Here is a 21,684-nt window from a genome sequence, read left to right on the forward strand (position 1 = left end):
AAGCAAATGGCCTCTGAATCGTTTGATCCAGAGGCCTCTTGCTTGGGACGGATACTAATTCCGAGGTTTAAGGGACGTGCTTCACAGCAACATCTTTGAAGACGACGTTACTGCTATCCGTTTTCATGGTGCCCGTAGGCGCGACTGAGAAAGGAACCACAAAAAATTCATAGCCCGCCGCGTTATCAATCGCCTGATTGGGATCAGCCGGCGTTTTTCCCGCATCCAAAGCCGGGGTGTTGGCTTCGGTGAATTCCATCCAGAGTTTATAGTTGCCGGTCAACATTTGAGCACCGGCCTTGTCTTTCAGATCCCAGGTCGCGGTGATCGGAATCCCCGCGGCCGGTGTCGTCTGGGTCGCACCTGTTGTGGCGTCCAGGGTCTGAGCCGTGAACACCTGCCAACGCTTTAAATGCACAGCCCTCTGTCCAGCGAAGGCGTGGATGGTCTTGATGTATTTATTATTGGCATCGGTTATCCAAACGCTACGAATGTGACCACGGGTCCGATAGGGGCCTGCCGGTGTCGGGGGAATAATGTTCAATGTTACCGCCACACTCCCGGTCGCCGGCACGGGATTGGCCGGTGGTGGGGTATTCGCGGTCGGCATCGGTGTTGTAGAATTATTAGGAGTGGTTCCTGGCGAATCAGCGGTCTTGTCCCCATTCTCCGTGTTATCCGAACTGCCCTCCGGTGTTCCCGTTCCCGTCGCGTCCGCATTGGGACCGGATTCGTTGCGGGTCGATTCAGGTTTGTTGACCTGATAAGGACGGAGCACAGTTTGCGAGCAGCCTAAAACGAGGACGGTCAGGCTGAAAACTGGAAGCCAGGCTTTCATGGTATTTCCTTCCCCAGGTCGTGGACACGGCAACCGATATGGGATGTTCTATCGGCTCGAGGCGTTCATTTCTAAATAGGACTTAGGTCGTAAAAAGCGGAATTTAAAGGCTTTTTATCGACCTAGGACTAAAGTCCTAGGAGGCCAGTTTTCATGTTCGACGAAAATCATACGGGGCGGCAGAATTGGATTTTGACCGAACTGCTGATGATCATTATCGTCCTTTTGATTTTCGACAGCTGGTACGACTTCAAAGCCGGAGTGGACACGGCTCATCTCGTTATGGAATTCACCTGCGGGATTCTGGGCCTTTTGGCGATTTTCATAATCTGGCATCGACGCATCGTGCCCCTGGAGGGCGCGCTGCGGTCTACCGAGAAGGATCGCCGGGCTCTGGAAAAAGAGTTGGAGGGTTTTCGAAAGTCGATCGCCCCCTATGCGGCCAACATTCGCCAGGAAGTGGAGCGGCAGTTCTCGACTTGGAATCTGACGGCAGCCGAAAAAGAGACCGCGTTTTTACTTTTGAAGGGTTTGAGCCTTAAGGATATTGCGCAGGTTCGTGGGGTCAGCGAGAAAACTGTGAAGCAGCATAATCTTACGATCTATCAGAAGTCAGGACTGGCGGGACGCGCAGAGCTTTCCGCCTTCTTTTTGCAGGACCTTCTGACCATGCCCGATCCAGAGGCGAAGTCAGGTTGAATGGAAAAAGGCCCCTTCTCGCGAAGGGGCTTTTTCATTTCAGGGAAAAGATTTTCAGCTCGCAGTCTTCGGTGCAGCCGCAGCCGCCGCAGCCGCCGCCTGTTGTTTCGCAGCCGCAGCCGCAGCGTTGGCAGCCGCTGCATCGGCCTTGGCCTTGTCAGCTTCAGCGCGTGCTCTCGCAGCTTCGGCTTTGGCTTTCTCCACTTCAGCTTCCAGCGACTTGTTTTTGGTTTCAAGCTGCTGATACTTCAATTTCAGAGCGTTAAGCTCCGCCTGAAGAGCCGCGGCGCTGGCCTGAGCCGCACCCAGGTCCACTTTGGTCTTGCCCAGATCATCCTGAGTCTTCGTATAAATATCCTTCAATTCATCGTAGCGGCCCTGAAGCGTCGCGAGGCTATTCTCGAGTTCCTTGATACGCGCGTTGGCGGCATCAAGACTCTTTTGCAGTTCCGCGTTCTTCGTCTGAAGAACGGTGGCCTGCTCCTGCAGTTTGCGGTTGGCTTCCTGCTGCGCGGTCAGATCCTGAGTCATCTTCGCGTTGGCAGCCTCCATCGCGGTCAGCTTCGCCACCTGATTATCATAGTTCGCACGCGCGGTTTTGATTTCCTCGGCCATGCGGCGCGCAGCGGCGGTTTCACTGTTCTTCGCAGCGGCAAGGTCCTGCCGCAGCCTGGCGATTTGAGCATCCTGGTTTTTCGATTTGCCTTCCAGATCCGTGATCTTCTGCTGGGTCATGCGCTGCTGCTCGGCCGTGGGCGCATTGGCGAGCTGCACCTGAAGTTTTGCAAGTTCGGCCTTATAATCCGCCAGAGTCTGACTCTGCGCATCCAGCTGGGTTTTATAGGCGGTTTCCACCTGCGTTCCCGACTTGTTCAGATCGTCGATACGCTGCTGCAGCTGACTCACTCTTTCATTGTTGGTCTTGAGTTCGGTTGAAATCTCCGAGCGCTCATCACCCAAACGCTCGACTTCCTGGGCCAACTTCTCATTGTTGGCAACGGCTTTCTCAAACTCTGCTGTGGACATTTGACCATCCTGACCCGAACCACACGCCGTGAACAGGAGGAACGCGACAAGGGAAATCCCACGATAATTCATAACAACCCCATTGCTGATACCGGAACATTAAGAAAGTTTGAGCTGCCTTTTGCAAAAGCCAGGCCCAATTCCTTTTCATGAGTGATTCAAAGATCCTGTGCATGCGGAGTGACCATCAATGACGCTCCGAGCGCACGAGACTCAGGCGATACACGCGCGCCGATTCTTACCGTGATACCGCATTTGCGAATACTTCTCTCGCGTTTATGCAGGCAGTGTAAAGTTTTTGTTTACGTCTAATTCTTGATCGGCCGGCTGAAGAGAGGGATCAGAATTGAAGGCTTAGCTGAAAACCCTGCACCGAGAGCAGAGGATTCAGAAGTTCCAACTGAAGATGCTTGTCATGAAAGCTGGTGGACACGAGAGGATAAGTGGAGAGTGGCTGCAGCGCCACAGAAGAACGCGAAGGCGCGCGATATCCCGCTTCCAGGACGCTCGTTCCATAAGCCAGGGCTGTCACACCGAGCGAGAGCTGCGCGACCTGCTTGGATCTTCTGATAAAAGCCTGATTCCCGGCAACGAGTTCCAAAAACACAGGATTGATGTCATCCCCAGTTTGAATGGCCCTGCGCCGCAGCGAGGCTGTCTCCTGCTCGGCTTTTTTCGCGTCCTGGTTTTTGGAATAGGCAAAGTAAAGCCCAAGACCCTGGGCGCTTCCCAGCGTGAGACCCAGGAAAATTTTGCCCTGAAGCAGTTGATTCAGGCCAAAAGGCAGATAGGTTTCCGGTCGATCGAACGCTGCCCGCGCGACCACGATCCGCGATCCGCGCCCCTCCCGCACGTCCGCAAAAAACCTTTGGGCCCGCCGACTCCGCACGACATCGGGCAGGTCCAGGTCCGGGTCTTCATCCAGCGCTCTTTTGAAGAGCGCCCGGGCTTTTTGCTCACGATCCATCTCCAAAACCGCCGCCGCGGCCAGCATCAAGGCCTTGCCGCGACGGGTGCCGCGTTTCTCTCGGGCAAGACTCATGGCTTTTTTGTAAGAGCGGGAAAACTTCTGTTCGCTATAATCGTCCAGGGCGTCCTGGTAACTGGCCGCGCGCGCTGTCATGGGGCCGAGCAGGGCGGCCCCGAGCACGATAAGTAAAATCACTCGCTTGCAGACCGAATCCACCGTATTGATACTCCCATGGCTTTCTTCAGCCTTCATGTTGCAAAGGTGATGCCGCGGCCAAGTGTGGGAAATTTATGACCCCGGGGATGCCAAGGGCAGGCCTATGGCCTATAATGGACCTACGCGGAACCAGCAAATAGGATGACTCATGCAGAACTTTTCCTCCCTCGTCGAGATGCAAAAGCAGTCCTGTAAAAAGTTTGCAGATCGCCCCATGTATGGGACGCGGATGAAGGGCCAGTGGCGTTGGATCACCTACAAGGAATTCGGCGAGTACGTCGATCACATTCGCGGCGGCTTGAATCACCTGGGCCTTCGTGAAGGGGAAACGGTTGCCATCATCGCCCGCAACTGCGTGGAGTGGGCGGTTGCAGCCTATGCGACCTATGGCCTGCGCGGCCGCGTCGTGGCCATGTACGAGAGTCAGAATAGTTCGGAATGGGAATATATCCTGGCGGATTCCAAAGCCACCATCGTCTTCGCCCACAACTCGGTGATCCATGATGTCATCGAACGCATCAGCCAAAAGCTGCCGCATATCAAGCATGTGATCAATATACACGATGATGAAACCGAGCATATGTGCTTCAACAAACTCCTGACTCTGGGAAAGAAGCATCCCGCGCCCGTGATTCCCGCCAAACCCGACGAGGTCATGGGCATCATCTATACCTCGGGCACCACGGATAAACCCAAAGGCGTGCTGCTGAGCCACGCGAATATCCTGAGCCAGATCGAGGCCATCAAGCAGCGCTACACCTTCACCACCGAAGATCAAACCCTCTCCTTCCTTCCCTGGGCCCATGTGTTTGGCCAGACGGGTGAGGTGCATCTTCTCATCGGCCTCGGTTTTTCCAGCGCCTTTTCCGAAAGCGTCGGCAAGATCCTGGACAATCTCGCGGAAATCAAGCCTACCATGCTGATGTCGGTTCCGCGGATCTTCAACCGCATCTATGAAAGCGTGAACAATAAAATCCAGCGCGGTCCTGGCATCATCCGCTGGATTTTCCAGCATGGAATGGCCGGCGCCGAGAACAGGCGCCTGGGTCGCCCCAGCACGTTTCTGCAGAACCTCTGCTTTGCGCTCGCGGATAAACTCGTCTTTAAAAAAATTCGCGGGGCCTTCGGGGGTCGCCTGAAGTATGCGATCAGCGGCGGCGCAGCGCTGCAAATCGAAGTCGCATCCTTCATCGCGAATCTCGGCATCACCGTCTACGAAGGCTATGGACTCAGTGAAACGAGCCCACTCGTCGCCGCCAACTTCCCCGGTCATATCAAAATCGGCACCATCGGCAAGGTCCTCCCCAACGTTGAAGTCAGGATTGATACCAAGGTCGGTGACTCGGACATTCCCGGTGCGGGCGAGATCGTCGTATACGGCCCCAATGTGATGAAGGGCTACCATAATCTGCCCGAGGAAACCGCCAAGGTCATGACCTCGGACGGCGGCTTCCGCACAGGTGATGTGGGCTACTTCGATGCGGATGGCTTCATGACGCTCTGCGGTCGGGTCAAGGAGCAGTTCAAGCTGCAAAACGGCAAGTATGTGGTGCCGACCCTCATTGAAGACAGCCTGAATCTGAGCACCTACATTTCCTACTCGCTCGTCTACGGTGATAATCGCGAATACACCGTGGTCGTCATCAATGTGAATCTGGACGAGGTCGTTCATTATGCGAAATCCCGCGGCCTTTATCAGCAGACGCATGATGTGATCCCGAAAGAGGACGTCGAGAAAATCCTGAACATGGATCAGATCCAATCGCTCTTCGAACGCATCATCAAAGATCAGTGCGCAGGCATCAAAGGCTATGAAGTCCCCCGCAAGTTCATGCTGACAGCGGATGAGTGGAGCGCCAATACCGGGTTTCTGACGCAAACCTTCAAACTGCGGCGCATGCCGATCATCAGTCACTATGCGGATCAGATCGACCTTCTCTATCATGAAGCCCGCAGCTTTCTGGAAGCCGCCAACGGCTGAGACCCAAGATGCAGACAGCTCTCCTGACCCTGGCTTTGCAGCTTAGCCGCTGGCCCGCCACCACGCCTTTGACTGTGGATGGCAGGCTGGACGAAGCTTTCTGGCAAAGCGCACCTGCCATCACCGACTTCCATCAGGTGCTGCCCGAAGCCGGGACGCCCACGGCGGCCACGCGCGTGGTCATCGCCGTGGATGAGCGTTACTTTTATGTGGGCGCTGCGATGCTGGATCCGCCGGGATCCGCGAGGCTGTCGAACGTCAGTCGCCGCGATCATATCCCGGCCTCGGATGATACGCTGAGCCTGACTTTGGATCCCCTCGGCACACGGGCCCTGGGGCAGGTGTTCCAGGTGAATCCCGACTGTTCCACGAATGATGGCTTTTATAAGGAAGCCACGCTCGTGACCGACTACTCGGCTGATTTTGATTTTGAAGCCGCCTGCCATAAGACAGACGAAGGCTGGAGCGTGGAGCTGAAAATCCCTCTGGAGGAACTCCGCTTTGACCAAAACAGTCGAAAGCCATGGAATATCCTGGTGCAAAGACATTTCGTCCGGGACATGAGATACTCACTGGCCAATGCTCCCCTGCCCCGCGATCCACTTTGCCTTTTGTGCCTCGCACCTTCATTGGATAGACAGGAGGCCTTGCCCCCGCAAACATTCCTGCGCGTCACGCCTTATGCTCTTTGGCGGCATACAGACCAGGATACGGCGAGCCGTGGCGTCGACATCAAATACCGCCTGGATTCATCATCCTATGTGGACGCCACCATCAATCCCGATTTTTCCCAGGTGAATCTGGATGAGCCGCAGCTTTCCGCCAATACGCGCTTTGCGCTTTCCTCACCGGAAAACCGTCCCTTCTTCTTGGAAGGCGCCGATATTCTGGAAACGCCGCTGAAAACCATGAGCACGCGCTCGATCGTACAGCCGAGCTGGGGCATGAAATATACGCGGCGCCTGGACGGTCAGGACACCATGCTCCTGACCGGGGATGATCGCAGCGCGAATCGGATTCTGATTCCTGGGCCCTATCGTTCACGCTATCAAACGATCAACGCAAGACAGAAGTATTGGATCGGGAGCACGCAGTGGAAGAACGAGGACACTCAGTTTGGACTCAGTTACACGCATCGTTCTTATGACGAGCAGGGTTCCAATCAAACCCTGGGATTAACGGCCCTTCATCTTTTCAGCCGTGAAGATTCCCTGCGTTGGCAGGCCATCCTCAGTCGTTCCGATGACACCTGGAATCCTGAGCCCCACCATGAGTCGATAGGCAGCGCCGGCTTTCTCCTCTTCCAACATAAAGGCGAAGTCTGGCACAGCAGTCTGGAACTGAAATCCCTGGGCGCCGACTTCCGTTCGGACCTCGGCTTCAATCCGCGCAATGATTATCGGCTCGGCATACTCACGCAGAAGCTGCATCAGGATCTGGGGAGCACCCACATCGTTTATTATCTGCGCATGACGCAGAAAACCGAACTCTCCCAGCGGCCCATGCAGATTCAAAATGCCCCGGGCCTTACGCTGAGCGGCTGGCTCGGGGCCGAGCTGACTCTGGAAACAAGGCCGGAAACCCAAGAGCGAATTCGTGAGGACGGGGCCCTTCACCGCTACCAGCAGCATATGGCGAGTCTTGGTCTTTATCCTGGTTCGGTCGTGACCTGGGTCCAGTGTGATCTGACCTTTGGGGAACGCCTGGATGTGACCGATGATCGCGTGCGGCCTGGGCGCGCGGAATCCTGTGCAGTGCGACTGGCCTTAGGGCCCCGGATCGAATGGAATGCGAGCTTCAGCCAGGAAAAGCTTCTGACGGAAGATGCCTGGAATGACAAGGATCCCATCCTGGTCAATCGCGTCGCGCGGCATCTTCTTGTGTTTCCGCTCACCACGCGCTTTTCCCTGCGCTACATCCGGCAGGAGGAGCGCACGAAAAGGATGGAGGCAGCACGGGAGCATACGGAGATTGATTCTTTGAATCTTTCCTATGAAAATACCGAGACTTTGACGCTGCATGCCGGCGCGACCCATTCCAAGGGCGATGCTGCCACGCAGCGCGATTATTATCTGAAAGTGTCCGCCCGCCTTCCTTGACCTGCACGGCTTCCCGACACTGGGCGTCCCTTCGACAAAGAGTTTCGAATTCTTACCGCTTCTTACCGCTGGTCCTGAATTTGCACCTGAAGGGGCGTTGCAAGAAACTCTGCGAAATGTGGGACTGCCATGAAACAGCGTCGTTTTCCTTTGTCGATCCTCGTGCTGCTGCTTCTTTCGATCGCCATTATCCTATGGAAATCACCGCGTTCAGCCCGTATGGCCGCGATTGATAAAAGTCCCGAGGCCCCGGCGGCCCCAGCTGAAACACGGGATGGGGCGCCTGCGCCGGTTCCTCCCGTTGCCTATAGGAAAGCTGCGAAGATCGCGGACGAGGTCACCGACCTTCCTGATATTCAAGAGATCGCGGCCCTTGTGGAAAGCGTGAATCCCATGAAGGCTTCGGACCTTCAAGAGGCGGTCGCATCCCTGCGAAGCTATCCGCCGCCCGAGGTTACAGCTTATTTCATCAAGAGCTTGAAAGAGATCGGCAGCCAAAGACCTCATGAACGGGATCGCCTGATCATGGTCGCCAATAGCCTTCAATCGAAGACGGATCTTCCGTTTTGGGTTGACCTTGTGAAGCGGGAAACGCCCCGCTATGCAGACGAGGAAAAGCTTCGCAATCCTCAGCATCCGACTTTGGAATCGCGCTTTGTGGATATGGAGCAGCTCCAGGCCATTCGCAATATCGGTCTTCTGGCCCGTGACAATCGCGAGGCCCGTCGGGTTTTGATGGAAGTCATCCTGACTCCAAATCCCAGCATGCATAGGACTTTGCATCGGGAAGAGGCTTACCTCACCCTGAAGGAAGCCGACCTTGCGGCTTCGCTACGGGTGCTGAAGCAGCTGGCCGCGGAAGATGACCTTTTGAAACGCCTTTAAATAAAGCTTCGGAGCAGATCCATGAAGACTATCAGGATAGCAAGCATCCTTTGCGTTTACGTGATCGCAGCCGCCTGTCAGCAGTCGGAAGTCATAAGTCGACGTCAGGCCAGCAGCGGGTCGGCCCAGGCGGCCATACTCAATCAGGGACTTTCCCTTCAGATTCAGGATAATCAGCTTGATGCTTATGATTACACGTTTGGTTCACAGGCTCTTCAGATTCAAAAGCTCGAAGACAAAGGCTCCTCGAATCTTGAGATCACGCGAAAGGCTTTTGTGGCTTCGGGCCAGAGCCTGGGCGAAGGCAGCCAGGCGGCGCTGACCTCCCTTTGTCAAAACGTGGGTCTGAGTTCCGCTGCGGATAGTTATACAGAAGCCAGCAGTCTTCCTGCCGATGGTCGTCTGTATCTCCACTGGCGTTCGCATTATTCTTTGCAGCAAAAGCAGCAGCTGGGTGCTGTTCTTGAAGCGATCAAGGCGCCTGTGCGCTGCCTTATGAAAATCCAGTTAGGTGCCGAGAGCGACAATCAGTTTGCCTTTGTGAGTCTGGATCCGATTCCTGTGGAGCAGCAGAAACTCGCGGGCACGGCCAAGGTCCCTGATGCCGTCGAGGAAGGCCTGATGCTGATCGACGTGAATCCTGCGATCAATCTCAATCAGGGGCAGCTGATCCCGATCGAAGGCTCTGCAGAGATTAAACCCAAAATCGCCGCGATTCATAGTGGAGACATCCAGGCCCAGCTCAGTAAATATTCCGGCGCTGCCTGCCGGTATCATACTCTGAAAGGCCAGACCAAAGTCGGCAACCCGACCGCGCTTCGCTCCTATGAATATAGCGTGAGCAGCGCCAAACCCTATACTTTGGGCAGCGTTCGCCCGCAAAGCATCAGCGGCCGTAATCTTCCCGCCTGCAGCAAGGTCAAGACCGAGGTCATCGACCGCACCATTCAGGCGAACGTGGCCTGCGGTGATTATCGCAGCATTCAGGATGAAGGTTTGGAAGCCGGCTGTCAGTGGTCGGTGGAAGTCGTGAATGCGAACGATCCAGGAAACGTGCTGGGTTATAACATCAGCATGGAAAAAATCACCTTTGAATCTGTCGACGTCAGCACAACCGCAGGCGCCGCTAGCGTCATCCCCGAAGCGCCCAATAACCCTGTCCGCACGCGCAGCACGGTCTTCAATGGTTTCAGCGCAGGCCAGCTGACATCCATGGAACAGGCCTTCGATTTTTGGATCGGCGTCAGCCCTAAATCCTATGCGACCCACTTCGATAAATTCGTGACCCGCGTCAACTACCTTGGCCGCACCGGCCCTGACTGCAGCGTGCAGGGCGTGCTCGCCTATGTCGAGACCCTCACCTCCACCGAGATCTTCTGGTGTGAAGCCGCCGGCATGAGCGCCGCCGCCATCACCAATCAAAATTCACCGCTGCAGATCATGCTGATCGGCGTCACCGCCTTTCATGAAAACCTTCACACCCGCGGCCGCGAACATGACTTCGACGCGCCCCAGTATCAACCCTGTCTCGGCACCGCGGAATCCGCCCTGCTTTCCTTCGATGCACTGAAAACCTGTACCGATGATTACTGCCTCGCCTTCAAAGACTTCGCTTTGCAGGAATACAAGGCCGAACTCGATTACAGCCTGCAAGGCGACGCCCGCCGTTTCCAAGGCCAATGCCAGATCTGGAACAATGGGCTCGGCCTGAAAGCCACGGACTTCAGAACGTGATCAACTCCGAATAAAACTCGGAAACAGGACCATCACCAGCGCGAGCAGCACAAAAACCAAAGCCGGATAGAAGAGCATTTCCCCGACTCTCAGGATACGGTGGGCGGGGGTGCTGGCAAAGGCTGTGAACTGGTAGCGGGTGGTGGTGGGATCGCGGCTGACGCTGGCAAGTGTGAAGCTGCGAACGGATGAGCCGGGTATGGGGATCATCAGGCTTTGCTGCCAGGTTTTGCCGGAGTTTTTGGCTTTGACCTTTATTTTCTTTTGAAGCTGATCCTGGCCCTCGGGATCGCTGATCTGAATATCCAGTCGCATGGGACTGGGAGGACGACGGTCCCACTCCAAAGTCAGTGTGATGGGAATATCCCCGTCGGGTGCGGCGGGAATGATGAGCTGACCTGCGCCCATCTTTTGCGAAGACAGCTCGCCACTGGCCAGAATTTGAGGCGGCCTGCGCGGTATAAAGGACGCAGCCACAACACTCAGAAGAAGCAGAGGCAGTCCGAATCCCAGCAGTCTAAACCCACGATATCTCAGCTTTTTCTGCCAGTTCATCCCGACCCCTTGATCTACGTCATTAAGGCAAGTTCCTTCTTTTGAAGGCTCATTCCCTTTTTTTGCAATAAAGACCAAGGTCCTTCGTCTAACAAGGGAGCGGGCCAATTGGCTCCCAAGCGAGATAAAGAGGGCGACCTACCGGTGGCTTTGAGATTCAAAACCACCTGTTCCCCATACAACCAGATCACGATCTGGTCCCAGTCTTGAGAAAACTTTCCTTACTATCCTTTCCCCAATTTCTGCTTTCGCCCTAACTCTGCCCGCGCGCTTAGCGCACCATGTCGGCCACGGTCCGACACCATAGGTCCTCGGCATTCAAAGAAGGAATCAATTCCAGTTTTTCACCGCCGAGTTTCTGCCAATCTTCCACACCGCGCATACCAATTTCTTCCAGCGTTTCCAAACAGTCGGCAACAAAAGCCGGACACATCACAGCCAGACGCTTCACGCCCTGGGTCCGCAGCTCTTCAAAGACCTGATCGGTATAAGGCTTGATCCAGGGATCACGACCCAGGCGCGATTGGAAGGACGTGCTGTACGAACCTTCCTTCAGCCCCATGGCCTTCACCAAAGCCCGCGTCGTCGCATAGCACTGCGCCCGATAACAAAGACGATTATCCGCGCGCACCGAGGCGCAGCATTCACTATTGAACTGGCAGGTCCCGGGCTTGCGCACGGATTTGGTCATCTGTTTTTCCGGCAGACCATGATAGCTGAAGAGCACATGATCCGGCTTCAGGGCCTGAAGACGGGGCTGGGCCACGGCTGCAAACGAGGCGATAAAACCAGGATGATCATAAAAATCCGGCAGCACCTTCAAAGGCGGAAAGGCAAAATCCTTGCAGAGCGTTTCCATCACGACTTCAACCGACGATGCGACCGACGCGGCAGCATACTGCGGATAAAGCGGCAGCACGCGGAACTCCGCGACATCCGCATCACGCAGAACTTTGATCTGACTCGGAATGCTCGGCTCGCCATAACGCATCGCAGTCCGCACGACATAATTCGCACCGAGCAGAGCCTGCACCTTATTCTGCAGCTCCAGCCCATAATTCACCAAAGGCGAACCCGCCTGGGTCCAGATCTTTTGATAGGCATGGGCGGACTTGGGCGACCGAAAGGGAGCAATCACCCCGTTGACCAGAAGATAACGCGCAGGGGCCGCGATATCTATGACGCGGCGATCAATGAGAAACTCCCGCAGATATGTGGCGACAGCCGAGGATGTGGGTGCCGCGGGGCTGCCGAGATTGATAAGAAGAACTCCGATCCTGCTCATGAATACCTCGTATGGGAAAGGCGCATCAATACTTTGATATGCCAGGGTCGTCGCAGGCGACCAAGGCCTTTTTTAGGGTCGGTGTACATAAAGCCAGGCTTGCATGGTGAATTCGAATCCTGCTTGCGCCACGGACAGCCTTTCCGCACAATGAGCCTTTTTGAAACCGGCCCTATGGATGGAAACGGATCATGCCCCTGCCTACGGTCTTTGCCCTTTCGGCTCTTGGTCTCGGCTTCGTCCTGGAGTCCCGTGGACGCCTCGCGCCGCGCGTGAAAGCCTTAATTGCCAAGGCTTTAATTAATATTTTCTATCCAAGCCTCATCCTCGCCGCACTGCTTTTAAAGCTGAACGCAGCGGCCCTGGCCTCGCTCTGGGTTCTGCCCTTTCTGATGGCACTCACGCTGCTCCTGGGCCTTGCGCTTGGAATCAGCCTGGAACATCACGTTGGGCTGGAAGACGACAGCCAAAGACGAAGCTTTCGTTTTCTTTCTTTGCTCCCCAATTATTCTTACTTGCCTTTGATGGTGGCGCAAGCCCTTTGGGGTGATGATGGCATAACGATGGTGGCTATTGCGGGAGTTGGCGCGGATCTGATCCTTTGGACTCTCGGCGTGCCGCAAATCATGAAGCAAAGACGCATGGACCTTGCGCGCCTTGTATGGAATCCGCCCCTGCTGGCGCTGCTTTTGGCCTTGATACTTTTGCAGGCACCCTTCGATTCCTGGCGTCCGTCGCTGGAACCCGGACTCCGGTTTTTACGACAGATCGGAAGCGTCACGATTCCCGCCTCGATGCTGCTTCTGGGCGCTCATCTGGCCCGTCGGACTTCAGATCGGCAGCCGCGCAAGGCCCACATCGCCCTGCTCGGCCTGAGGCTGATTCTGATCCCTGCCTGCTTCACGCTTCTGCTCGCTCTATGGCCAGAGCTACTGCCGTCCCTGCCCGCTCGCGTCCTGATCCTGATCACGTCGATGCCCGGCGCTATCATTGCAGTGGTGCTGAGTGAGGTGCATGACGCCAGCCCGGATTTCGCCGCGCGGCATATTCTTTTGGGACATCTCCTCTGGATCGTGACCGGCCCCTTCTGGCTTTGGATCAACGGGCTGCTGGCAGCGCACGCCGGTGTTCCCTAAGGGCAAGCCCCAATAAAAGCAGCACGGGAAGGATCAGTATTCGGGTCAGAGCATGGATATAGCCAAGGGTTCCAACGACCGAGCCCAGGAAAAAGGCAAAAACAAGCAGGATATGAAAGGTGAAACGCCCGACGCCGAGTCTTTCCCAGAAGGCGTCGATGCCGGCTGTGATCGCCCTCTCCCTCAGCAAGGCCTGCTTCGCGCTGTGACAGGCCGCCCCCAATTCAATGCCGATGTCGGTCACCACCCCGGTTATATGCGTCGTCCGAATGATGGTGCCCGAGGTATGCCGCAGCATGGCATTCTGGAGCCCCATGGCATAAGCGAGGATCAGGGTGGTAAGGCTGATCTGATCCAGATTCAACCAGAAGAGCCCACGAAATTCGGTGAGCAAAAGAAAACTCAGGATGCAAAGGGCTTCCAGGACAACGGGTCCGGTGAACTTCACGCGCCTTTCCGTAACGGTATGCCCCTGCAAAAGAAAGGCCGTGGTGAAAGCCCCGGCGACGAAGAACACGAGTTCCAGCAGGAAAACCAGGGCCGCGCTCGAATTTCCTTCGGCATATTCCACTGCCGAACGGCTGGCGTGACCCGACATGTGGGACACGAAGGCCCCGAACTGCAGAAAACCCACGGTGTTCACAATGCCCGCGATGAACGCGAGCAGGACGCCCAGCTCCAGGTTTTCGTGAAATCTTTTTATGAAAAGACGGGCATGGCGCAGGACTTTATAATGCAGCGGACGGTTGGGCATGATCAGGCCAGAGCCTTTTGTTGCAGTTGCTTTCGAATGCGTTCCAAAAGCAGCTGCAGCTGCTCAAGCTTCACCGGCTTGCGCAGCATGACTTCAGCGCCGGCGGCCAGCGCCTCCTTTTCCGTGATGTCGGTGAAACCCGTCATCAGGATAAAGACAGGATCGTGGGCTTTCTGCTTCCGCACGCGACGAATCATTTCAACGCCGTTTTCCCCAGGCATGCGCACATCGGATAGGACGATATCAATCGAATTGTTCATGATCTGATGGTAGGCCTGAGCGGTGGTGTTGGCTGTGCTGGTCACAAAGCCGAGGTCTTCCAAAACGTAAGCCAAGGACTCACAGAGATCCTGCTCGTCATCCACGATCAGTATGGAAAATCTTTGCGGGTCAGCCATGGGTGTCGTCTCCCCAAAGTGCAGGCATTTTCTCCATTGTACTTGAGGCCGGTGAAAGCTGCCAGCGGACCTTAGGCTTTCCCTTACAAAAGCCTGCGAGTCCAGTTAGAATAGCCGCTGATAACTGGGAGCGGCAAGATGTTTAAGAAGTTTTATCCCCTCGTCTGCGTTCTGATCCTTTGGTCCTGTGGTGCAGCCTCGAATGACTCCACCGTCATCACCCCCAGCGATAGCATCAGCAGTACGGTTAAGGTCCGATTCAACAGCGCCAATGACACCATCACGGTCCTGGAGAAAGGCCGCGATGCGCAGAGCCAGGTCTTCGAGATCTGCAGCCTCGATATGAGTCCGATCACGGGGGATCTGCCTTACAATCTGGTCGATCAAAACACTCTGGAGCTGGGCAGCAGCAGCTTCGCGTTCAAACGCGCGCTGACCGCACCCAAAACCGAGCCCGGAGTCGCCAGCCGTATTTTTTCCGTATGGGGTAATCCCGATATCATTCGCGAGGGCGTGACGCTGTCCCTGGAGGTCGCGATCGAGGCCGATCAGCTCACCTTCCGCATGAACTGCTCGGGCTGATTCAGCGCCCCAGCGAATGAAAGATGGAATAGAGGCTCAGCAGCAGAAAGGCTGCGAGCAAGAATTTCTTGGCGTATTTGCGTATGTAATAGCTCTGCATAAATTCCTGAGGGCCCTGGGTCCCGCTTTGAGACGCCGGCTATTATGAACCGGATACCAGACTTTGGAAATAGCTATCATCAATCTCATCGGTCTCTGACTCTTCACCCTGCTTCGCTTCGGCAGGTGCTGGGTTGACGCCAAAGTCCATGGCCCCAAACTCTTCGTCCTCCTGGTCCAGAGATTCCAGTTCCTGGATGCGTTTGGGTTCAGTCAGCGCACCGCCCTTGGCTTTTTGAGCCTTCAGGATTTCCACGTTATGGCTGGCCTTGGTAAAGTTGGCATCGAGTGTGGCGGCCTGCTCAAAGGCTGAAAGTGCCTGAGCTGCCTTGCCCCACTTCACGAGACCCACACCCATATTGAAGAACACGCGGGCCAGAACCTGAGTGTCGCTCGATACATAAGTGACAGCCGACTTATAAAGGCTGAGCCCCTGCTTGTATTGACCCTGGCGAATGGCCATGATCGCAGCGCTGTTGAAAATGGACGCGAGTTCCTGCGGCGTTTCAATCTGCGTGAGGAACTTCATGGCTTCATTCACATGACCTTCGAGCAACTCGCACTGGGCCTTGCCGACTTTGGCTTCCTTGAAGTCCTTATCGAGTTTCAAGGCCTCGTTGAATTTGCCAAGGGCCTCTTCCGTCTTATCCATATTCAGAAGGATATGCCCGAGGTCCACAAGGCGATCGACGTTATGCGGGCTGATGAGCCAGGCTTCATCCAGAAGCTTCTGCGCCTTCTCAAAGAAACCCATCTTCATCAAACAGCGGGCCAGAAGGTGCTGGGCGCGCAGATCACCGCCGCTGGCGGGATGGACCTTCTGCATCCAAAGCAGGGCTTCCTTGTATTTGCCTAAATCAAAAAGCGTGGCGCCGTATTCCACAGCGGCCCTTATATTATCAGGCTCGGCCTCGCAGAGTTTTTTCAAAACGTCTTCGCCGCTGGCCAGATCACCCTTTTTCCGCATGGCGGCGATATCGCGGAAGACCTTGCGGCAGGCGAGGGACATGGTGGCGAACTTCAAAAGCTCATTCAGATTCTTGACGATCTGCGCTTGGGAAATTTCGCCCGTGTGGATCTGCATCACATTATATTCGTTGGCGACCGCGATCACGCGTTCGGCCAGATCCAGAGCTATGAAATAAATGGGGCGGGTATCAACGCGGAAGGTGCCTTGGGCCGCGCGCAGGACCTTGGTTACGGTTTGCTCGCCGTGCTCCCAGTCCACGACCAGCATGCTTTCAGGATTCTTACGCAGATCCTCGATCACATCACCGACCGTATCGAAGGCGTTGACGGTAAGGATCCCGTAATTTTTCATCTCACGAACCACCACCGACCGAACCGTGGTGCGGCTCACGAAGACAGTAGCCGTCTTGATTGCAAGCTCCTTGGGAGGAGCTGCATTCTGGTCCTTGCCGGTAAAATCAAATGCACGGGCCGTAGCCATAATTCTTTCCTGGGCAACAGTGTCTAGTACAGATCCAAAGCATCTATCGCACCGGGACAGCTTACAGGATCGGCAGGCGGTGGCGGCTCTTGAGAAGTCACCCAAGTCCTGAAAATTCCTGGCTCAGATCAACAGAATCCCTCTTCCGCAATTCCGCTGAGCAGAGCATCCGTATCGAAATCTTCCAGTTCCAGTATGCCCGGTTCCGAGCTGTCCCCGTTAAACAAGGATATCGGCGCGCTGGGGGAAATTGTCGATTCGGGTTTACGAGCGGGCGCAGCAAGACCTTTGCTATCATGGACTTGCGTTTCATGAACGCCAGAATTGTCACTCATCACGCGCAGGCCGTCGTCGGTCCACATAGTCCTTTGGGTGAGTTCGGTGACATAGGCGTTGGCCTTGGAAAACTGCGCGCCACCGGTCCTGGCCGAGCGCATAAACCATAAAAGCGCTTTCTCCTCCACGCGATGGCGCAGATATCCGAGCCCCATATTGAACATGACCTTGGCCCGGATCTCGGGTTCGCGTATGAAGTGCAGCGCCGATTCATAATGCTCGATACCTTCCTCAAGGCGGCCGCTGTGCACTTTCGATATTCCTATCGTATTCATAAGGCTCGCGAAACTTTGGGAAACGGACCCGTTTTCTGATTTTTGCTGAAGATACTCAAGGGCATTCACTGTCAGATCATAGCCTCTTTGCGCCCGCTCCCAGCTGTCATCCAAAGTCAGCACGCGCTCAAACTTCTGCTTGGCATCGCCCAGCTCGCACTGATGCAAATGCAGTTCACCCAGATGGCAGATTCGTTTCAGGTTATCCGGGCTCAGCGTATCCGCTTCTTTCAGGACTGAAATGGCTTCCCTATGCAGGCCACTGGCATGCAGGACTTTGCCAAGCTCATTCAAGGCCAGGACATTGCCGCGATCTTCGCGTACGACGTCCTGCAAAAAATCGCGGGCTTCGCTCCAGCGTTTTTCCCGACTCAAATAGCGGCCGAACATCAAAAGCAAAGGCGCGGGATAGGGCGCGCTCTGCAGAAGCTTATGCATCTTCTTCACGCGCGGCATGGTCGTGCTCTCGGGACCGAGCAGGAGTTTGCGCAAAGGTTTTTCATGCGCGTGGACCCAGTCGAGTTCATGCTGAAGACTCTGCACTGCTTCGATGAAGACGCCCGAGGTGAAAGGCTTTTCCACAAGGCGGGTCAGGGCGAATTCCTCAAGCAGGCGAAAGTCATTGCGGTCGACGAATCCCGAGATCACGAGTATCGGGACAGCGGCAAAGCGCGGATCATGTCGCAGGCGATTGAAAGCCGTGATGCCCGAATTCGGGCCCTTCGCATTCCAATCCAGGATGATAAGGTCATAGTGAGTCTGATCCTGACGGAAGAGCGGCTCGGCGTCATGAAAGACTTCGAGACTGGGCACGCCCACATCTTCGGCATAGCCCTTGATCTGCGCTGCGAAATGCGCATCGGCTTCAATCGCCGCCGCCCTTTGAAAACCCAGGGCTAATTTTGACTTCAGGACAGAAATCTTCATAGTTGGACCTCACGTCTTATGAAGTCCATCGGATGACCTGCGGGACCATCCGAAACCGGGAAAGTTCCTATGGAAGCGCAGGGCCTTACGGGAAAGTATTTATTGGAGTTGGCCGGTCAGCTCTTCAAAAATCTCGCGTTCGAGCACGACGAGCTGCGGGTCGATGACCCAGGTCTGCAGGACGTAACGCGTGGTCTTCGGCGGCAAAACCTCGTGCGGATGGGTGAGCTGGGCTGGGAACACCACGGCCTGACCCTGACGAGGTTTGACCTTCACATCCTGTGCGGGAAAATGCAGCTCGCCGCCTTCGTCCACATCATTCAGAAAGAAGATCATGGTGGCCAGCCGCAGGCCATTGGCCGGAGGCACGGGACTTTGATAATCGTCATGCAGAGCGCAGATATCACCCGGCCGATAGCGGGCGATGACAAAGCCATCATTCAGCCATTCCTTGGGCTCGGCCGCACGATAGCCTTCAGGCAGGCGGAAAAACTCCGCGAGAAGCGGATCGGCCAGCTGGGTGACCTTTTGGACCTCGCGCAGCCAATCGAACTGCTGCGATATATTCAAATAAGAACGGGTGCTGTACTCGGGCTGGGGATCGACCTGGACGCGCGGGTCCTTTTCGAAACGGTCGATCAGGGCCTGACAGTGTTCGGCAGTAAGTGCCTGGGAAAATTGCTTGATATAGCGTGGCATAGTCTTCTCTCAAGAGTTCCAGGCTGCGAATAGCAGAACGCTCAATAAAAACAACCAAATAATATAAGGCCCCGATTTTATTAAGCTCGAACACCCCTGCTTAAGTTTCCCACTTATGTGCCGTCCGTTTCGCGCCGATGCACAGGATAGACGAGGCCTTGCGAGGCCCCCTGCGGCGACGGAGCGTTACGACATGAGCACTGCCTTCAACATAGCGGACCTGTCCTCCCTGGATGATTTGAAAGCACCCTTGGAGCAGTTCGCTCAAAAATATAGCCTCTCGAAACGTGAACTCGACGTGCTGAACCTTCTCGTACAGCAGGTCGTCAGCGCCGAGGACATCTCGGATAAATTAGGCATCAGCCGGAACACCGTCCGCATCCACTTGAAAAATATCAACACCAAGGTTGGAACGAACAGCAAATCCGAACTTCTCGGTCGGTTTATAGAATTTGTCATTCAGAACAAAAAAGAGGAACACAAGCTCACGACCCAACGCCTCACGATATTGATCGCAGATGATGATCAAAGCTATGTCGATTTGGTGAGAAAAGCTTCGGAAAGCGTGATCGGCGCCAACGTCACCTTCCAGCATGTGGTGGATGGTCAGAACATGATGGAATACCTGAACCGCGTGAAACGCAGCGACGCCAGCACCCCGCGCCCTCATCTTATTCTATTGGACCTGAATATGCCGAAGCTCAATGGCTTTCAGGCCCTGGAAAAAATCAAGACCGACCCCATGCTGAGTGAGATCCCGGTGGTGGTTTTCTCCTCCTCGTCGACCAATTCGGATATTTCCAGCATTTATGCACTCGGCGGGAATTCTTATGTGACCAAACCGGGTGGCTATCAGGAATTGAAGAAGGTCATTCACGGTATCGTCTTCTATTGGGGCCAGATCGGAGCCCTGCCTGCTACCAAACAGAGCTAGGATTTTTCATTCACTCAAGCTTCCTTGATGTACCCTTTATCCTCTTTTTACCCCCGATGCAGTAAAATCGGTTGTATTGGCTGCATAGATTTGCAATTATACGTCTATTATGAAGTAATATGCAAATTCCGTGCATATTATGTCTGACCATGAAGACGGGGCCGAGAAGAGGATGTACGAATTCGTCGTGAAGGTTGCGACTCAGGATGAAGTTCATTTCGCTGAAGAGATCAGCAAGGAAATGGAAGCCAGCGCACGCGCGCGTGGGACAGGCATTGCGAAGCGAACGCCGGAATATCTTGCCGAGAAGATGCTTTCAGGCAAGGCGTTCATCGCTTTGGAAACGACTCAGAATAAAGTCGCAGGATTCTGCTACATGGAGAGCTGGAGCAACGGGGCGCATATTGCGAACTCGGGTCTCCTGATATTTCCCGAATATCGGCGTTTTGGTTTGGCAAGGCAGCTGAAAGCGTTTTCCTTCGAGGAATCGAAGCGTCGTTTTCCTGAAGCCAAATTCTTCGGTCTGACCACGAGTCTGGCTGTTATGAATATCAATAGCGAGCTGGGCTATCGTCCTGTCACGTACAGTGAGCTGACGCAGGATGAAGAATTCTGGGCCAGCTGCCAGAGCTGCGTGAATTATCCGACGCTGATCAGCAAGGAAAAGAAAAACTGCCTCTGCACCGCGATGCTCTTTGACCCCGAGTGGGAAAAAAAGCGTCTGCAGAAGCTGAAATCCGCGCCTTCTGTGGTGATGGTCGAAAATGAAGCGATCCGCACCGCGGGCAACCTTGCGCTTGATATTTAGGGCCTCGATCTCAGGAGACGACTATGCTGCACGCAGCCATCATCGGAGCCGCTGGTTATACCGGCGGCGAACTCTTACGCCTGCTGCTCAACCACCCCGCCGTCGGCGCAGTGGAAGCCGTGAGTGCGAGTCATGCCGGCCAGAGTCTTGCCAAGGCTCACCCGGACCTTTTGAATTTTTCGAAGCAGAATTTCGTGTCGGGCCTTTCCGAAGACTCGCATGATGTGATCTTTCTGTGCGGCGGCCACGGGGAATCACGACGGCTCATGGATCAGCATCAGCTGGAGCGCAAGGCTGCGCTGATCATCGACCTGAGCCAGGACTTTCGCCTGGCGGACGGTGAGCACGACTTCGTCTACGGTCTGCCCGAGGCCTTTGGTGCTTCGATTCCCGGTAAAAAACGCATCGCGAATCCCGGCTGCTTTGCGACCGCGATTCAGCTGGCTCTATTGCCCTTGGCGGCTCATGGCTGGCTGACGGATGAGCTGCATATCACAGGCATCACAGGTTCGACCGGCGCCGGACAAAGGCTGCAGGACACGCTGCATTTTTCCTGGCGTCATGACAATCTTTCTGTTTACAAGCCCTTTGCGCATCAGCATCTGGCCGAAATTCAGGCGACCCTGAGGCAGCTGCAGCCCGATTATGAAAAAACGCCGCTTTTTATTCCGATGCGTGGGCCTTTCACGCGCGGAATTCTGGTGTCGGTGCATACGCTCTGCAAGGCTTCCGCCCATGCCCTGGTGAAGGCCTTTGATGATTACTATGAAGCGGCTCCTTTTGTGCATCGCACGGCTGAGGAAGCGGATCTGAAGCGGGTGGTGAATACCAACAACGCGCTTTTGTCTGTGGAAAAATACGGCAGTCACGCCCACATCGTCTGCTGCCTGGATAATCTTCTGAAGGGCGCCAGCGGCCAGGCCGTGCATAATATGAACCTGGCTTTGGGCCTGCCGGAAACCCTGGGTTTAGGGCTGAAACCTTCTGCTTTTTGAGGA

General features: G+C 55.2%; 20 protein-coding genes. 10 read left to right on the plus strand and 10 right to left on the minus strand.

From position 1 onward, the window contains the following. Positions 1 to 67 precede the first annotated feature (67 nt). Positions 68 to 838 (minus strand): DUF2271 domain-containing protein, encoded by a 771-nt coding sequence (locus VFO10_RS26175; protein WP_325144963.1) that lies wholly within the window; start codon positions 836 to 838, stop codon positions 68 to 70. Positions 839 to 991: 153 nt separating this feature from the next. On the opposite strand from VFO10_RS26175, the gene VFO10_RS26180 reads away from it, so the two are divergent. Next, entirely contained in the window at positions 992 to 1,537 is a 546-nt protein-coding gene (locus VFO10_RS26180) for a helix-turn-helix transcriptional regulator (protein WP_325144964.1), read from the plus strand. 54 nt (positions 1,538 to 1,591) lie between these two features. Here VFO10_RS26180 and VFO10_RS26185 read toward each other — a convergent pair whose 3' ends face one another. After that, the gene (locus VFO10_RS26185; RefSeq protein ID WP_325144965.1) at positions 1,592 to 2,563 is read right to left on the minus strand and encodes a hypothetical protein; all 972 of its coding nucleotides are present in this window, start codon (positions 2,561 to 2,563) and stop codon (positions 1,592 to 1,594) included. Between the two features lie 340 nt (positions 2,564 to 2,903). Then, positions 2,904 to 3,749 (minus strand): hypothetical protein, encoded by an 846-nt coding sequence (locus tag VFO10_RS26190; protein ID WP_325144966.1) that lies wholly within the window; start codon positions 3,747 to 3,749, stop codon positions 2,904 to 2,906. 148 nt (positions 3,750 to 3,897) lie between these two features. On the opposite strand from VFO10_RS26190, the gene VFO10_RS26195 reads away from it, so the two are divergent. The 4 genes from VFO10_RS26195 to VFO10_RS26210 all read left to right on the plus strand — a co-directional run bounded on the left by VFO10_RS26195 (position 3,898) and on the right by VFO10_RS26210 (position 10,448). After that, a complete protein-coding gene (locus tag VFO10_RS26195) occupies positions 3,898 to 5,730 on the plus strand; it encodes a long-chain fatty acid--CoA ligase (RefSeq protein ID WP_325144967.1) in 1,833 nt (610 codons plus the stop codon). Positions 5,731 to 5,738: 8 nt separating this feature from the next. After that, positions 5,739 to 7,829 carry a carbohydrate binding family 9 domain-containing protein gene (locus tag VFO10_RS26200; RefSeq protein ID WP_325144968.1) on the plus strand — a complete coding sequence of 697 codons (2,091 nt, stop codon included), beginning with the start codon at positions 5,739 to 5,741 and terminating at the stop codon, positions 7,827 to 7,829. Positions 7,830 to 7,958: 129 nt separating this feature from the next. After that, positions 7,959 to 8,714: a hypothetical protein gene (locus tag VFO10_RS26205; RefSeq protein ID WP_325144969.1), complete on the plus strand. Its 756-nt coding sequence runs from the start codon at positions 7,959 to 7,961 to the stop codon at positions 8,712 to 8,714. Between the two features lie 21 nt (positions 8,715 to 8,735). Beyond that, entirely contained in the window at positions 8,736 to 10,448 is a 1,713-nt protein-coding gene (locus VFO10_RS26210; RefSeq protein WP_325144970.1) for a hypothetical protein, read from the plus strand. Here the strand turns inward: VFO10_RS26210 and VFO10_RS26215 are convergent, their stop codons facing one another. After that, positions 10,449 to 11,003: a hypothetical protein gene (locus VFO10_RS26215; protein ID WP_325144971.1), complete on the minus strand. Its 555-nt coding sequence runs from the start codon at positions 11,001 to 11,003 to the stop codon at positions 10,449 to 10,451. Between the two features lie 271 nt (positions 11,004 to 11,274). After that, a complete protein-coding gene (gene hemH, locus VFO10_RS26220) occupies positions 11,275 to 12,288 on the minus strand; it encodes a ferrochelatase (protein WP_325144972.1) in 1,014 nt (337 codons plus the stop codon). Between the two features lie 191 nt (positions 12,289 to 12,479). Between hemH and VFO10_RS26225 the strand changes: the two genes are divergently transcribed. After that, positions 12,480 to 13,424 (plus strand): AEC family transporter, encoded by a 945-nt coding sequence (locus VFO10_RS26225; RefSeq protein ID WP_325144973.1) that lies wholly within the window; start codon positions 12,480 to 12,482, stop codon positions 13,422 to 13,424. Here the strand turns inward: VFO10_RS26225 and VFO10_RS26230 are convergent. Together VFO10_RS26230 and VFO10_RS26235 are read right to left on the minus strand one after the other, a co-directional pair. Beyond that, positions 13,387 to 14,178, minus strand: a complete 792-nt coding sequence (locus tag VFO10_RS26230; RefSeq protein WP_325144974.1) for a YoaK family protein — start codon at positions 14,176 to 14,178, stop codon at positions 13,387 to 13,389. The genes VFO10_RS26225 and VFO10_RS26230 overlap by 38 nt on opposite strands. 2 nt (positions 14,179 to 14,180) lie before the next feature. After that, a complete protein-coding gene (locus VFO10_RS26235) occupies positions 14,181 to 14,576 on the minus strand; it encodes a response regulator (protein ID WP_325144975.1) in 396 nt (131 codons plus the stop codon). A gap of 138 nt (positions 14,577 to 14,714) precedes the next feature. On the opposite strand from VFO10_RS26235, the gene VFO10_RS26240 reads away from it, so the two are divergent. Beyond that, positions 14,715 to 15,158 carry a hypothetical protein gene (locus tag VFO10_RS26240; protein WP_325144976.1) on the plus strand — a complete coding sequence of 148 codons (444 nt, stop codon included), beginning with the start codon at positions 14,715 to 14,717 and terminating at the stop codon, positions 15,156 to 15,158. 142 nt (positions 15,159 to 15,300) lie between these two features. Here VFO10_RS26240 and VFO10_RS26245 read toward each other — a convergent pair whose 3' ends face one another. The 3 genes from VFO10_RS26245 to VFO10_RS26255 form a co-directional block, all read right to left on the minus strand. Then, positions 15,301 to 16,707, minus strand: a complete 1,407-nt coding sequence (locus tag VFO10_RS26245; protein WP_325144977.1) for a tetratricopeptide repeat protein — start codon at positions 16,705 to 16,707, stop codon at positions 15,301 to 15,303. 128 nt (positions 16,708 to 16,835) lie between these two features. Then, positions 16,836 to 18,245 carry a hypothetical protein gene (locus tag VFO10_RS26250; RefSeq protein ID WP_325144978.1) on the minus strand — a complete coding sequence of 470 codons (1,410 nt, stop codon included), beginning with the start codon at positions 18,243 to 18,245 and terminating at the stop codon, positions 16,836 to 16,838. Positions 18,246 to 18,344: 99 nt separating this feature from the next. Further along, positions 18,345 to 18,944, minus strand: a complete 600-nt coding sequence (locus VFO10_RS26255; protein WP_325144979.1) for a 2OG-Fe(II) oxygenase — start codon at positions 18,942 to 18,944, stop codon at positions 18,345 to 18,347. 193 nt (positions 18,945 to 19,137) lie between these two features. Between VFO10_RS26255 and VFO10_RS26260 the strand changes: the two genes are divergently transcribed. The 3 genes from VFO10_RS26260 to argC all read left to right on the plus strand — a co-directional run bounded on the left by VFO10_RS26260 (position 19,138) and on the right by argC (position 21,681). Further along, positions 19,138 to 19,878, plus strand: coding sequence for a response regulator (locus VFO10_RS26260; protein ID WP_325144980.1), 741 nt, complete (start codon positions 19,138 to 19,140; stop codon positions 19,876 to 19,878). Between the two features lie 172 nt (positions 19,879 to 20,050). Beyond that, positions 20,051 to 20,686 (plus strand): hypothetical protein, encoded by a 636-nt coding sequence (locus tag VFO10_RS26265; RefSeq protein WP_325144981.1) that lies wholly within the window; start codon positions 20,051 to 20,053, stop codon positions 20,684 to 20,686. A gap of 23 nt (positions 20,687 to 20,709) precedes the next feature. Continuing rightward, positions 20,710 to 21,681 (plus strand): N-acetyl-gamma-glutamyl-phosphate reductase, encoded by a 972-nt coding sequence (argC, locus tag VFO10_RS26270; RefSeq protein WP_325144982.1) that lies wholly within the window; start codon positions 20,710 to 20,712, stop codon positions 21,679 to 21,681. Positions 21,682 to 21,684: the final 3 nt, after the last annotated feature.

Origin of the sequence: Oligoflexus sp., assembly GCF_035712445.1 — a bacterium.
GTDB lineage: Bacteria > Bdellovibrionota_B > Oligoflexia > Oligoflexales > Oligoflexaceae > Oligoflexus.